Genomic DNA, 13,398 nt, shown 5'->3' with positions numbered 1-13,398 from the left:
CGGTCCGGCCGAGCTACTCCCCGGCCTCGACGTGGTGCTCCCAGACCGTCTCCACCGACGGCTTGCCGTGCAGGTCCGGCACCTCCTGCAGCCAGGCCGGCCGCCCGGCCCGGGTGCGGGCCGCGCGGCGCTGCTCCGCCTCGCGCAGCTGCGCGGGCGTGGCGAAGCCCTCCGGAAGCCACTGCGCGGAGAGCACCGCCCGGGCGGCCAGGTGGGTGACGTACGCCTGCCGGACGGCGTCCACCGAGTCGAAGCCGGGCTCGTCGGCCAGCCACTCGTCCGGGACCAGTGCCACCACCTGCTCCAGCAGGTCGACGGTGACCAGCGGCCCGAGGTCCTCGTCGGCCAGCCGGACGTCCGGGGCGCAGGCGCCCAGCGCGTGCGCGCTGAGGTCGTACCGCTTGCCGACGGACGCCCCGGCGGTGGCCCAGCGGTGGTGGAAGATCAGCGCGGCGCCGTTGTCGATCAGCCAGAGCCGCTGGTGCCAGACCATCAGGTTGGGGTTGTGCACGGTGCGGTCGACGTTGCCGGTGAGCGCGTCCAGCCAGACCACCCGCCCCGCCTCTGTGGAGTCCACCGGGATCGCCCCGGGCCGGTAGTCGGCGGCCCCGGGCAGCAGGTCCATCCCGAGGTTGAGCCCGGCGCTGGCCTTGAGCAGGTCCTGGATCTCGGTGTCCGGTTCGTCGGCGGCCACCGCCGGATCGAAGTCCACCAGCCGCAGCTCCGGCACCCGCAGTCCGAGCCGCCGGGCCAGCTCGCCGACGATCACCTCGGCCACCAGCGCCTTGCGGCCCTGGGCGGCGCCGGTGAACTTGACCACGTACGTTCCCAGGTCGTCGGTCTCCACGACGCCCGGCACCGAGCCCCCGGCCCGCAGCGGGTCCACGTAGCGCAGCGCAGTCACCAGATCGAGCACACCCGCCACCCTATCCCGCCGTGCCACGTGATTGGCTTGCCGCTGAGACCGGTACGCAGAGCGGTACCCACCACACGAGGAGAGCAAGGCATGGGACAGGTGCAGGCCACCACCGAGCGGATCTACGACGCCGCGCCCGAGCGGGTGTACGAGGCGCTGGCCGACTACCAGGTGACCCGCCCGAAGCTGCTGCCCGCGCAGTACAGCGAGTACGAGGTCCGGGTCGGCGGGACCGGCGCCGGCACCCAGGTGCACTGGAAGCTGCAGGCCACCGAGAAGCGGGTGCGCGACTGCCTGTTCACCGTCTCGTCGCCGCAGCCGGACCAGCTGGTGGAGAAGGACGCCAACTCCAGCATGGTGATCACCTGGACCGTCGCGGCCGCCGGCGAGGGCCGCACCAAGGTCACCGTCACCGCCACCTGGCAGGGCGCCACCGGCATCGGCGGCTTCTTCGAGCGCACCTTCGCCCCCAAGGGCCTGAACCGGATCCACGACCAGGTGCTGGCCAACCTGGCCGCCGAGGTGCGCTGACCCGGGGTTCCCGCCCGACCCGGGGGAATCGCCCGGAGGTTCGAGCAGCTCGTCCGCCCGTACGAGCCGAAAGCCGTACGGGTGGACGGCCCACCACCTGCGGGTGACGGGGGCCGCCCCGCACGGGGGAGCCATCCTAGGCTCGCCGCCGTGCATATGACGATCCTTCACATTTCACAGCCGGTGGACGGCGGAGTCGCCCGCGTCGTCGTCGATCTGGTCCGGGGGCAGCGCGAGGCCGGGCACCGGGTGCTGGTCGCCTGCCCGCGCGGCGGGCGGCTGGCCGAGGAGGCCGCCGCGGTCGGCGCGCTGGTCCAGGACTGGCCCGCGGACCGCTCGCCCGGCCCGGGCACCGCCGCCGAGGCCTGGCGGCTGCGCCGGATCGTCCGGGCCGCCGGACCGGACGTGGTCCACCTGCACAGTGCCAAGGCCGGGCTGGCCGGCCGGCTGGCCGTGCGCGGCGCGGTGCCGACCGTCTTCCAGCCGCACGCCTGGTCCTTCGCCGCCGTGGACGGCGCGATGGCCGCCGCGACCCTGCGCTGGGAGCGCTTCGCGAGCCGCTGGGCGCACCGGTTGCTGTGCGTCAGCGTCCAGGAGCGGGCCGACGGCGTGGCCGCGGGGGTGCACGCCGACTGGGCGGTGGTGCCCAACGGCGTCGACGTCCGCCACTACGCGCCGGCCGACCGCCGGGCCGCCCGGATCGCGCTCGGGCTGGACCTGGACGCCCCGCTCGCGGTCTGCGTCGGGCGGCTGTGCCGGCAGAAGGGCCAGGACGTGCTGCTGGCCGCCTGGCCGGAGGTGCTGCGCCGGGTGCCGCAGGCCCGGCTGGCGCTGGTCGGCGGCGGGCCGGACGAGCAGCGGCTGGCGGAGACGGTCCGGGAGTCGGCCGAGCCGTGCCGGGTCCGGCTGGTCGGGGACGTACCGGACCCGCGCCCGTGGCTGGCGGCGGCCGACCTGGTGGTGCTGCCCTCGCGCTGGGAGGGGATGGCGCTGGCGCCGCTGGAGGCGATGGCGGCGGCCCGGCCGGTGCTGCTGACGGACGTGCCGGGGGCCCGGGAGTGCCTGCCGCCGGCGGAGCGCACGCAGTCGGTGCTGCCGCCCGAGGACGCGGACGCGCTCGCCACCCGGATGGCCGAAGCGCTGTCCGACCCGATCGAGTGCGAGCGACGCGGTGCCCGGCTGCGCGAGCACGTGACGGCCCGGCACGACGTCCGCACGGTGATCGAACAGGTGGACGTCCTGTACCGCCACCTGCTGGGGGCCGGACCGGCGGCCGGACGGCGCAGGACCCGTGTCCCAGAGCGGATCTGATCGTTTCACATGCCGTGAATCCCCGCCGTTCCGGCGCCGGCGCATTCGCACCCTCAACCGGAAATGGAAGAGGCGTTAAATCCGAAATACCTATTAATGGGCGGCTGGAATGAAACGGCAAGTCAACTTCCGGCGCACATGCCTTGGTTCGGTATTGTCGGATTTTGCCTGCTTCGTTTCGATTTCACCCCGGGAATTCCTGTCCGGGCCCTTCGCAGCCGCGTCCGTGGTGACCAGCCCTTCCGCGATCGGCCCCCTCGCCGGAGAACCGAAAGCCGCCAGCGATGGCAGGTGCTGTCAGGACCGCGCCCACCGGGCCGGGACGGCCGCCCCGTGCCGATCGGTGCCGGGGCACCGCCACCCCGGGCACACAGCAGGGGAGTTCGTGCGCTGATGACCATTGACCACGACAGCGTGCCGCGATCCGGCGGGCCCCTGTCCGGACCGCGGCTGCGCGGCACCGGGCTGCTCGACCGGCCGACCCGTACGGCGTACACCCGGGCGGTGGCGTCGCCCCGCCGGCACCGCCGGGCCTGCCGCTCCCGGCTCGCCCTGCCGCTCGCGCTGGTCCAGGTCGACGCGATCGCACTCTGCACCGGCACCGGCATCGCCAACCGCGCGATCGACCCGACCGCCCCGCTCGCCCCGCTGCTCGGCGCCGCCGCCGTCCTGCCCCTGCTCCTGCTGCTCAACCTGGCCGGCGGCCTCTACCGCACCCGGCTCACCCTGTCGGTCCTGGACGAACTCCCCGCCCTGGCCGTCCGCGCCGTGGTCGCCACCGCCTTCGCCGTCACCCTGGCCGGCTGCCTGGACGGGCGCTGGCCCGACTGCGGCCCGGCCACCCCGGCCCGGCTCACCGTCCTGCTCGGCGCCCAACTGCTGATCGCGGCCCTCGGCCGCGCCGTCCTCTACCACCTGGTCCGGCGGATCCGCCGCGGCCGCCCCGCCCCCGTCCTGGTGCTCGGCGCCGGCCGGCTCGGCCGCAAGGTCGCCGCCGCGCTCAGCCAGCACGGCGAGTACGGCATGCGCCCGGTCGGCTTCCTGGACGCCGACCCGCCGCTGCTGGCCGACGACACCGACCCGCCCGTGCTCGGCGGCCGCGAGGTGCTGGAGCGCGAGGTCCGCCGGCACCGGATCCACCACGTGATCGCCACCGCCGGCGCGGCCGACGAGGCCGAGACCGCCGCCGCCCTGCGCGACGCCGTCCGGCTCGGCTGCCAGGTCTGGCTGGTGCCCGCGCTGCGCGAGCACGGCTCGCTGCCCACCGCCCCGATCGCCGGCGGCGACCACCTCTGGGGCTTCCCCTGTCTGCGCCTCGGCAGCCCGGCCATGCGCCGCCCCGGCTGGGCCGCCAAGCGCGCCCTGGACGTCACCGCCGCCGGGTTCGGCCTGCTGCTGCTCGCCCCCGTCCTGGCCCTGTGCGCCCTCGCCGTCCGTTTCGACACCGGCCCCGGCGTGCTCTTCCGCCAGCAGCGCACCGGCCTGGACGGCCGGGTCTTCACCGTCCTCAAGTTCCGCACCCTGCGCCCCAGCAACGAGCACGAGTCGGCGACCCGCTGGAACATCTCCCAGGACCACCGGATGGGCGCCGTCGGCCGCCTGCTGCGCAAGAGCTCGCTGGACGAGCTGCCGCAGCTCTGGAACATCCTGCGCGGCGACATGAGCCTGGTCGGCCCGCGCCCCGAACGCCCCTACTTCGTCATGCGGTTCAGCCAGGCCTACCCCGAGTACGGCGACCGGCACCGCGTCCCGGTCGGCCTCACCGGCCTCGCCCAGGTCAACGGCCTGCGCGGGGACACCTCGATCGAGGAGCGGGCCCGCTTCGACAACCGCTACATCGAGAGCTGGAGCCTCTGGCAGGACGTCAAGATCCTGTGCCGCACGGCGGCCCTGATGCTCCACCCGGACGGGAGCTGACCCCGCGTGGCCCTGACCTTCCCGGCCCTTCCCCGGCCCGTCTTACGGCGCGCCCTGCCGGCCCTCGCGGACCGGTCCAGCCTGCTCGCCGCGGCCACCGTCCTGCTGGTGTGCGTGCCCGCGGGGGAGAAGGACGTCACCGCGGCCGTCCACGTCACCGCCGCCGACGTCGCCTCGCTCGCCCTGGTCGCCCTCACCGCGTTCAACCTGCTGCGCGGGCGCCTGCCCGCGATCAGCCGCACCACCTGCGCGCTGTTCGGCGGCATCGTGGCCGCCGCCGCCGTCGCCACCCTCGGCTCGATCGACCCGGCCACCAGCCTCACCGGCTTCGTCCGGCTCACCCAGGTGTTCGTCCTGGTGCCGGCCGCCGTGCTCTGCTCGCTGCGCGACCGCACCGACCAGCGGCTCGTCCTCGGCTCCTTCGTGCTGGCCGCGCTGATCCAGGGCGTGGTCGGGGCGAACCAGTACCTCACCCGCACCGGCGCCTCCTACACCGGCCAGCCGATCCGGGCCGTCGGCACCTTCGGCGCGCTGGACATCATGGCGATGTCCACCGTGGTCAGCTACGGCCTGCTCGCCGCCCTCGCCCTCGCCCTCGGCGAGCGAGGTCCCGGCGGCGACGTACGGCTGCGCCGGGTGATGTTCGCCGCCGCCGCCTTCCTGGCCTTCCCGCTCGCCGTCTCGTTCAGCCGCGGCAGCTGGATCGCCACCGGCGCCGCCGTCACCGTGCTGCTGCTGCGCGCCGACGCCCGGCTGCTGGTGCGCAGCGCCGTGCTGGGCCTGGCCGCCGCGGTCGTCCTGATCGGCGGCCTCGGGCTCGGGGCCTCCGGCGTCACCGAGCGGCTCAGCTCGATCGGCTCCGTCTCCGCCGCACCCGACCAGTCCGTCTCCGACCGCTACGACCTGTGGGCCACCGCCGGGCGGATCTGGCAGGACCACCCCGTCCACGGCGCCGGGCCGAAGGCCTTCCCCAGGCTGCGCGACAGCCACGCCCCGCTGCGGCTCTCCTCGGGCAGCGACGCCGCCGACTCCACCATCGGCTTCCAGCGCGAACCGCTGCTCTCCCCGCACAACATGTACTTCCTGGTGCTCAGCGAACAGGGCCTGATCGGCATCACCGCCTACGCCGCGCTCTTCCTCGGCCTGCTGCTCGGCTGCCTGCGGCGCCGCCACACGACCTCGCTCGCCGCGCTCGCGCTGCTCACCTGGGTGCTGGTCGACTTCCTGTACGCCGACATCGGCGGCACCACCACCGTGCTGACCTCCGTCGTCCTCGGCCTCGCGGCCCGCGCCGCCGTCCAGGAGCGGGCGATGCCCCGGTGACCACCGACCAGCCCGCGCTCGCCCCCGCCCTCCCGGCCCCGCGCAGCGCCCCCGCCGGGCCGCCCGCCGCCGCCGGGCCGCCCGCGGCCGGGCCGGAGCGGCCGTCCCGGGGCGGCTTCCTCGTCAAGGCCTTCGGCGTCACCGCCGTGCTCAGCGCCGCCGGCTCGGGCCTCGGCCTGCTGCGCGACCTCCTGCTGGCCCGCTACTTCGGCGCGAGCCAGGGCACCGACGCCTTCCTGGTCGCCTGGACCGTGCCCGAGACGGCCGCACCGCTGCTGATCGAGGACGCCATGTCCTTCCTGATGGTGCCCGCCTTCGCCCTCGCCCTGGTGCTGCGCGAGGAGGACCCGGACGCCCCCGACCCGGTCCGCCAGCTGGTCCGCGCCACCCTGCCCTGGCTGCTGCTGGCCCTCAGCGGGCTCGCCCTGGCCGCCGCCCTCGGCGCCCCCCAGCTGGTGGAGCTGCTCGCCCCCGGCCTGCCCGACCCGGGCCTGGCCGTCGCCTGCACCCGGATCACCGCGATCACCGTGCTGCCCTTCGGCGTGGCCGGCTACCTGGCCGCCGCGCTGCGCGCCCACCACAGCTTCACCGCCCCCGCGGGCATCTACGTCGCCTACAACCTCGGCATCCTGGCCCTGCTGTTCGGCTTCCACGGCGTCCTCGGGGTCCGCTCCGCCGCCCTCGGCGTGGCGCTCGGCAGCCTGCTGATGGCCGTCCTGCTGGTCGGCCCGTTCCTGCGGCACCTGCGGACCGGGCCGGCCGCGGCCGGCCGCACCCGGCGCAGCCGCAACGCGCTGGTGCTGATGCCGCTGGCCCTGCTGCCGGTGGCCGCCTTCACGCTGACCCGGCAGTCCCAGGTCTTCGTCGAGCGCTACCTCGGTTCGGCGCTGCCGCCCGGCACCATCTCGCACCTCAACTACGCCGCCAAGGTCTCCCAACTCGCCATGACGGCGGGCATCCTGATCTGCACCGTCACCTTCCCGCTGGTCGCCCGGGCACTCGCGGCGGGGGACCTCACCGCGGCCCGCGACCGGGTCGAGAAGGACCTCGGGCAGGCCGCCGCGGTCGTGCTGCTCGGCACCGCCTTCCTGATGGCCTGCGCCCCCTCGGCGGTCTCGCTGCTGTTCGAGCGCGGCGCCTTCGGCCCGGGGGACACCGCCGCCACCGCCGCCGTCATCCGGGTGTACAGCTTCGGCCTGCCCGCCCAGGCGCTGATCGGCGTGATGATCCGCCCGTACTTCTCGCTCCGCCCGGTGGTCCGCCGGGCCGACGACCCGCGCCGCGAGGACGGCGGGCGCCGGCTGCTGGACTGGTACCCGGTCGCCGCGATGCTGCTCGGCCTCGGGGTGACCGTCACCGTCGGCCTGCTCGCCACGCCCCGGTTCGGGGCGCTCGGCCTGGCCGCCGGCAACGCGAGCGGGATCACCGCCACCGCCGCGCTGCTGCTGCGCGGGCTGGTGCTGCGCGGCATCCCGCTACGGCTGCGCCGGGTGCTCGGCGACCACGGCCGGCTGGTGCTGGCCGCCGCCGGGGGCGCCGTCGCGGGCGCCGCCGCCGCGAGCCTGTCGGCCGACCCGCTGCTCTCGACCCTCTCCGGTGGCCTGACCGTGGTGCTGGCCTTCGCCGCCCTCGGCACCGGGCTCCGGGCCCGCGAGGTGCGCGGCCCGGTGCTGGCCGCCGCCCGGGCCGTGGGGCTCGGGCCCGACCGGCGGGCCCTGAACCTGCCGACCGTCCCCGACGAAGGGAAGTCTCCCCATGGACGATGAGCGGGGATCCGTCCGTCCGGCCCTGGCGGGCGTCACCGACGCCCCGCCCGACCGGGCGCGACTGCCCAGAAGCCGCCGCCAGGCCGGCGGACCCGCCCTGCCCGGCTCCTCCTCGCCGTGGATCCTGATGTACCACTCGGTGGCGGTCGAGGAGGAGGACCCGTACCAACTCACCGTCAGCCCCGAGCGGTTCGCCGAGCAGATCGCCTGGCTGCACCGGCGCGGCCGGCGCGGCGTCTCGGTCCGCGAGCTGATGCGGGCCCGCGCCCAGGGGCAGGACGACAAGCTGGTCGGCCTGACCTTCGACGACGGCTACGCGGACTTCGCCCGGTACGCCGTCCCGATCCTCCAGGCGTACGGCTTCACCGCCACCGCGTACGTGGTCGCCGACCTGCTCGGCCAGGACAACGGCTGGGACACCGAGGGCCCGCGCAAGAAGCTGCTCACCGTCCAGGAGGTCACCGAACTCGCCTCCGCGGGCTGGGAGATCGGCTCGCACGGCCTCGGCCACCAGGCGCTGCCCGGGCTGCCCGCCGAGGTCCTCGGGGTGCAGACCCGGGAGAGCCGGCGCCTGCTGGAGGAGGTCGTCGGCGGTCCGGTCACCGGCTTCTGCTACCCGTACGGTGCCGTCGACCGGCCCGCCGCCGAGGCGGTGCGCGAGGCCGGCTACGACTACGCCTGCGCGATCGCCCACTCCCCGCTCACCGGCCGCTTCGCGCTGCCCCGCTGCTACGTCGGCGACCGGGACGGCGCCTGGCGGCTGCGCGCCAAGAAGGCCCGGCACCGGCTGCGCGACGCCGTCACCTCGCTCAAGCGCGGGCGGCGGGAGCGTCGGCCGTGAAGGTGCTGCACATCGTCACCGGGCTCGCCTCCGGCGGTGCCGAGCGCCAACTGCACCTGCTGCTGCGGCACCTGCCGCCGCACCAGCGCTGCGAGGTGCTCGCGCTGACCAACCCGGGCACGGTCGCGGACGCGCTGCGCGCCGACGGCGTGACCGTCCACCACCTCGGCATGCGCGGCAACCGGGACCTCGGGGCGCTGCCCCGGCTGGTGCGGGTGGTCCGGGCCGGCCGCTACGACCTGGTGCACACCCACCTCTACCGCGCCCAGCTGTACGGCCGGCTGGCCGCGCGGCTCGCCGGGGTGCGGGCGGTGGTGTCCACCGAGCACTCGCTGCACGCCGGGGTGATCGAGGGCCGCCCGGTCACCCGGGGCGTCAAGGGCCTCTACCTGGCCGCCGAACGGCTCGGCAGCACCACCGTGGCGGTGTCCCGGCAGGTCGCCCAGACCCTGCGCTCCTGGGGCGTCCCGCCGGCCCGGATCGAACTGATCCCCAACGGCATCGACACCGCGGGCTACCGTCGGCCGCCCGCCGAGCGGGCCGCCGCCCGCCGCCGGATCCGGGCCGAACTCGGCCTGCCGGAGGGCGGTTGGGTGGTCGGCGGGGTCGGTCGGCTGGTGCCGGGCAAGCGCTTCGAGGTGCTGCTGGCGGCGCTCGCCGAACTCGACCCGGGGACCAGGCTGCTGCTGGTCGGCGAGGGCCCCGAGCGGGCCGGGCTGGAGCGCCGGGCGGCCGAACTCGGCGTCCGGGAGCGGCTGGTGCTCACCGGAGAGCGGGACGACGTGCCCGACCTGCTGGCCGCGATGGACGTGCTGGCCGCCCCCTCCACCGCGGAGACCTTCGGCCTCGGCGTACTGGAGGGCCTCGCGGCCGGGCTCCCGGTGCGGCACAGCGCCTGCCCGGCGCTGGACGAACTGCCGCCCAGCGCCGCCCCGCAGGCCCGCCGGATCCCCTCCGAGCCCGCCGCGTACGCCGCCGCCCTGCGCGACCTGCGGCAGCTGAGCGGCCACATCGCCGACCCGCTGCCGCACCCCCCGGCCGTCGGCCACTACGACATCGCCCGGGTCGCCGCCGACCTGGGCGCCCTCTACGACCGGCTGGCCCGCGCCTGAGCCGCCCGCCGCCGGACCGCCGGACCGCCGTACCAGACCCAAGGAGCCACACCCATGACCACACCGCGCCGAAGCGCCCGCCACCTGGTCCGCCGCTGGTGGCCGGTGGCGCTCGCGGTGCCGCTCGGCGCCGCGGCCGGCGCCGGGTACGCCGTCGTCTCGCCCCCCTCGTACGCCGCCAGCGCCTACGTCCTCGTGGTGCCGCAGAACCCGGGGGAGGCGTCGACCGCCACCAACTTCGCCCAGGCGTACGGCCGGCTCGCGGGCCAGCCGCAGGTGCTCACGGTCGCGGCCGCCGAGACCGGCCACACCCGGTCCGAGCTGGAGTCCCTGGTCTCCGGGACGACCTCCCCGGACGCCCCGATGATCGAGATCACCGGCACCGGGAGGAAGGCCCAGGAGGCCGCCCGGACCGCCGACGCGGTGGCCCGCTCGCTGGTCGCCTTCGCCAACACCAGCAGCAGGGACACCAACGTCCGGCTGGTCACGCTGGCCCCGGCCGCCGAGCCGGACAAGCCGACCACGCCCTCCGGCAAGCTGGACGTCGCGGTCGGCGCCGCGGCCGGGCTGCTGCTCGGGTCGCTGGTGCTGATGACCCGCCGGCGCGGCGGCCCGGACGGCCCCGGGGCCGCGGAGGCCCCGACGGCTCCCGCGCCGACCGGGACCGCCGAGCCGACCGGGACTCCCGAGGCCCCCGCCCCGGCCCCCGCCCCGGACCCGGCCCCCGCCGCGCCCCGCCCGCGGGCCGAGGAGCCGGCCGGCAAGGCCCGCCCGAGGACCGGACCGACGCCGGAGCCGGCGGGTGAGCCGAAGGCCGGTGCGAAGGACGGGGCGAAGCCCGAGCCCGAGCCCGCCGCCGCGCCCGAGCGTCCGGCCAAGGAGAAGGCCGCGGCCCGGAGCGGACGATGAGCACCGAGACCCGCGCCGCCGGCCTCCCGGCCCAGTCCGCCGCGCCCGTCTGGACCACCGAGCTGCACCGCGAGGACGACGCGCTGGACACCGTCGCCGAGGAGTGGGACGACCTCGCGGCCCGCTGCCGCACCGCCACCTTCTTCCAGGCCGCCGCCTGGCAGCGCTCCTGGTGGCGCCACTACGGCCGCCCCGGCGCGCTGCTGGTGGTGCTGGTCCGGCGGGACGGCCGACTGGTCGGCGCCGGTGCCTTCACGCGCCGCGGCGGCCCGTTCGGCGGCCTCACCGGCCTCGGCGCCGGGCTGGTCGACTACGGCGACGTCCTGCTGGACGACGACTGCGCCGACCGGGCCGCCGCCGAGTTCGCCGCCGCCCTTCCGCTCACCCGCCCCTGGCACTGGCTGGAGCTGCGCGAGGTGCACCCCGAGGCCGCGGTGCAGCGGGTCTACGAGCACTGGCGCGGCACCCGCCGCAGCCACCAGGACTCGCTCTGCCAGTACCTGCCGGCCGTCCCGATGGAGCGGCTGCTCAAGCGGGTGCCCGGCAAGACGGCCCAGCGCAGCCGGGTGAAGCTGCGCAAGATCGCCGAGGCCGGGGTGCAGGTCCGGTCCACGCCGGTCGAGGAGGTCCCGGCCGCGCTGGAGGGGCTGCTGCGGCTGCACTTCCTCCAGTGGCAGCAGCGCGGCGTCACCGCCGAGCACCGCACCGAGCGCTTCGCCCGGCACCTGACCGAGTCCACCACCGGCCTGGTCGCCACCGGTCGGGCGGCCGTCCACCAGTTCCACCTGGACGGCGAGCTGGTCGCGGTCAACCTGCTGCTGCTCTGCCCGTCCTTCGGCGGGCTGTACATGTACGGCGCCCACCCGGCGTTGCGCGAGCGGCTGGACATCGCCGGGCTGCTGTTCAGCGCGGCCCTGGACGAGACGGTCGGCGCGGGCATCCCGGTGCTCGGCCTGCTGCGCGGCCAGGAACCGTACAAGCAGCGCTGGCGGCCGGACCGGATGCCCAACCGGCGGCTGCTGCTGGGCCCGGCCGGAGCGGCCCCGGCGGCCGTCGCCCGGTCCGCGGCGGTGCTGGCCCGGCAGGCGGCGGCGCACCAGCTGCGCACCCGCTTCCCCCGGCTCAAGGAGGCGCTGCTGGCCCGCCGCCGGGCCTGACCGCCGCTCAGCGCCGGGACGGCGTCCGGGCCGGGGACGGGCTCGGCGAGGCCCCGGCCGACGGGCTCGCCGTGGCGGCGGGCGCGGTGGCCGGTGCGGTGGCGGCCGGTGCGGTGGCGCCCGGAGTGGTGGCGCCCGGAGTGGCGGTCCCCGACGGGGTGGGCGCGCCGGGCGGCCTCGGGACGACCGGCACGATCGGAGCGGGGGGCGCCGTCGGCACGACCGGCGGCGCCCCTTGCGAACCCGCCATCAGCTGCTTGAACGCCGCCGTCGAGCGCGGATTGCTGCGGCACTGGAAGAAGCCGTGCGGGCAGTAGTCGGTGACGGTCTGGTAGGCGGTGTCGTGGGTGCGCATCCAGTCGACCATCCGCCGGACGAACTCGGGGTTGTCGCCGTTGCGGAACAGCCCCCACTCCGGGTACGAGACCGGCTTGCCGTGCTTGGCCGCGAACTCCACCTGGTCCTGGAGGCCGTACGGCTCGCGCACGTAGTCGTCGAAGGTGCTCCCGGCCGGCTGGTCGTAGCTGTCCGTGCCGACGATGTCGACCACGTCGTCGCCGGGGTAGCACTTGGTCCACGGGATGGCGTCCAGGCCCCGGTTGGGGGTGAAGTCGAAGCGGAAGCGCTGCCCGGGCACCGAGCGCATCACCCCGACGATCCGGCGCCAGTAGGCCTTCCAGGCGGCCGGGTCGGGCTTGCAGCGGTGGGTGTAGGTGACGCCGTTCATCTCCCAGCCGAGGGTGAGCACGGTGTCCGCGCCGCCGAGCGCCACCAGCCGGCGGGCGAGCCGCAGGAAGTGGCTGTCGAAGTCCCCGCGGGCGCCCTGGCCCAGCAGCCTGGCGACCTCGCCGTCCGGCACGTGCGCCTCGTTGGGCACCAGCATCGGCACGCCGAGCACCAGCAGCCGGGACGGGTCGGCCAGCCGCCACTGCGACCACAGGCCGAGCACCACCGGCTCGCCCTCGATGTCCGCCCAGCTGTTGCCCGCCAGGTAGGTGTGGCCGACCTGCATGTTCGCGTTGCCCAGCCACTGGGCGTACTTGCCGATCTGCGGGATGTAGTCGTCCCAGGAGCCGACGAAGGCGCCGAACGGCGGCTCGTGCCGGGGCCGCTGGACCGGCGGGCGGGGGGCCGCGCCGCGCGGCTCGAAGGCGTCCGAGGAGAGGCTGTGCCGTTCGGTCCGGCTGAGCGGTGTCCCGGCCGGGACACTGGCCGTGGCCATCAGCAGCAGAGCGGCGGCGGCCAGCGTCAGGCGGCCCATGCGCATGGTCTCTCCTCCGGACGTCGCGGGAGCGGGGCGGGCGGGAGACGACACCGACGGACCGTCGCGCCACGCTCGCCGACAGTAGGCCCGGCGGAGGACGGAAAAGCCGAATGTCACCCTAAAGTGGGCGATATTCGAACGCCGTCTGCCGCAACACCCGTGCGGCCCGGCCCCGTGTATCAGCTCTGTAACGGTCCGGCGGGCCCCGCGGGGCCCGCCGCGCGGGGCCCCGCCGACCGGCCGGGGAGCCGACGGCGCAGGTGGGCGGGCGGGCGCACCGGGCGGGCGCGCACGGTCCGCCGTGCGGTCGCCGGTGGGCCCGGGCGGCGATTCCAGGCTGACTCGCGTACC

11 protein-coding genes are annotated in these 13,398 nt (G+C 76.1%); 9 read left to right on the top strand and 2 right to left on the bottom strand.

Translation table 11 applies throughout. From position 1 onward, the window contains the following. Window positions 1–13: 13 nt before the first annotated feature. A complete protein-coding gene (locus ACFC1T_RS31215; RefSeq protein ID WP_375893979.1) occupies window positions 14–916 on the bottom strand; it encodes a HipA family kinase in 903 nt (300 codons plus the stop codon). Window positions 917–1,006: 90 nt separating this feature from the next. On the opposite strand from ACFC1T_RS31215, the gene ACFC1T_RS31210 reads away from it, so the two are divergent. The 9 genes from ACFC1T_RS31210 (at window position 1,007) to ACFC1T_RS31170 (ending at window position 11,783) form a co-directional block, all read left to right on the top strand. Continuing rightward, entirely contained in the window at window positions 1,007–1,447 is a 441-nt protein-coding gene (locus tag ACFC1T_RS31210) for an SRPBCC family protein (protein ID WP_375893977.1), read from the top strand. 156 nt (window positions 1,448–1,603) lie between these two features. Continuing rightward, window positions 1,604–2,758, top strand: coding sequence for a glycosyltransferase (locus ACFC1T_RS31205; protein ID WP_375893974.1), 1,155 nt, complete (start codon window positions 1,604–1,606; stop codon window positions 2,756–2,758). Between the two features lie 393 nt (window positions 2,759–3,151). Next, window positions 3,152–4,675, top strand: coding sequence for a sugar transferase (locus ACFC1T_RS31200; protein WP_375893972.1), 1,524 nt, complete (start codon window positions 3,152–3,154; stop codon window positions 4,673–4,675). A 6-nt stretch (window positions 4,676–4,681) separates the two neighbouring features. Further along, window positions 4,682–5,998, top strand: coding sequence for an O-antigen ligase family protein (locus tag ACFC1T_RS31195; RefSeq protein WP_375893970.1), 1,317 nt, complete (start codon window positions 4,682–4,684; stop codon window positions 5,996–5,998). Next, entirely contained in the window at window positions 5,995–7,764 is a 1,770-nt protein-coding gene (locus tag ACFC1T_RS31190) for a lipid II flippase MurJ (RefSeq protein WP_375893968.1), read from the top strand. The genes ACFC1T_RS31195 and ACFC1T_RS31190 overlap by 4 nt, the downstream gene beginning before the upstream one ends. After that, window positions 7,754–8,605, top strand: coding sequence for a polysaccharide deacetylase family protein (locus tag ACFC1T_RS31185; protein ID WP_375893967.1), 852 nt, complete (start codon window positions 7,754–7,756; stop codon window positions 8,603–8,605). Before ACFC1T_RS31190 ends, ACFC1T_RS31185 begins: the two co-directional genes overlap by 11 nt. Continuing rightward, a complete protein-coding gene (locus ACFC1T_RS31180; protein WP_375893964.1) occupies window positions 8,602–9,717 on the top strand; it encodes a glycosyltransferase in 1,116 nt (371 codons plus the stop codon). Before ACFC1T_RS31185 ends, ACFC1T_RS31180 begins: the two co-directional genes overlap by 4 nt. A 54-nt stretch (window positions 9,718–9,771) precedes the next feature. Beyond that, a complete protein-coding gene (locus tag ACFC1T_RS31175) occupies window positions 9,772–10,626 on the top strand; it encodes a Wzz/FepE/Etk N-terminal domain-containing protein (RefSeq protein WP_375893961.1) in 855 nt (284 codons plus the stop codon). Then, window positions 10,623–11,783 carry a GNAT family N-acetyltransferase gene (locus ACFC1T_RS31170; protein ID WP_375893959.1) on the top strand — a complete coding sequence of 387 codons (1,161 nt, stop codon included), beginning with the start codon at window positions 10,623–10,625 and terminating at the stop codon, window positions 11,781–11,783. The genes ACFC1T_RS31175 and ACFC1T_RS31170 overlap by 4 nt, the downstream gene beginning before the upstream one ends. Before the next feature lie 7 nt (window positions 11,784–11,790). Here ACFC1T_RS31170 and ACFC1T_RS31165 read toward each other — a convergent pair whose 3' ends face one another. Next, a complete protein-coding gene (locus ACFC1T_RS31165; protein WP_375893958.1) occupies window positions 11,791–13,050 on the bottom strand; it encodes a glycoside hydrolase family 26 protein in 1,260 nt (419 codons plus the stop codon). Window positions 13,051–13,398: the final 348 nt, after the last annotated feature.

The sequence above is a fragment of the Kitasatospora sp. NPDC056076 genome, from assembly GCF_042266305.1.
Classification (GTDB): domain Bacteria; phylum Actinomycetota; class Actinomycetes; order Streptomycetales; family Streptomycetaceae; genus Kitasatospora.
This window is presented reverse-complemented; position numbering and strand designations above follow the sequence as displayed.

Coding starts and splice junctions, on each gene's coding strand:
- ACFC1T_RS31200 (WP_375893972.1), top strand. CDS start 3,152: ATGACCATTGACCACGACAGCGTGCCGCGATCCGGCGGGCCCCTGTCC.
- ACFC1T_RS31185 (WP_375893967.1), top strand. CDS start 7,754: ATGGACGATGAGCGGGGATCCGTCCGTCCGGCCCTGGCGGGCGTCACC.
- ACFC1T_RS31205 (WP_375893974.1), top strand. CDS start 1,604: ATGACGATCCTTCACATTTCACAGCCGGTGGACGGCGGAGTCGCCCGC.
- ACFC1T_RS31170 (WP_375893959.1), top strand. CDS start 10,623: ATGAGCACCGAGACCCGCGCCGCCGGCCTCCCGGCCCAGTCCGCCGCG.
- ACFC1T_RS31175 (WP_375893961.1), top strand. CDS start 9,772: ATGACCACACCGCGCCGAAGCGCCCGCCACCTGGTCCGCCGCTGGTGG.
- ACFC1T_RS31210 (WP_375893977.1), top strand. CDS start 1,007: ATGGGACAGGTGCAGGCCACCACCGAGCGGATCTACGACGCCGCGCCC.
- ACFC1T_RS31165 (WP_375893958.1), bottom strand. CDS start 13,050: ATGCGCATGGGCCGCCTGACGCTGGCCGCCGCCGCTCTGCTGCTGATG.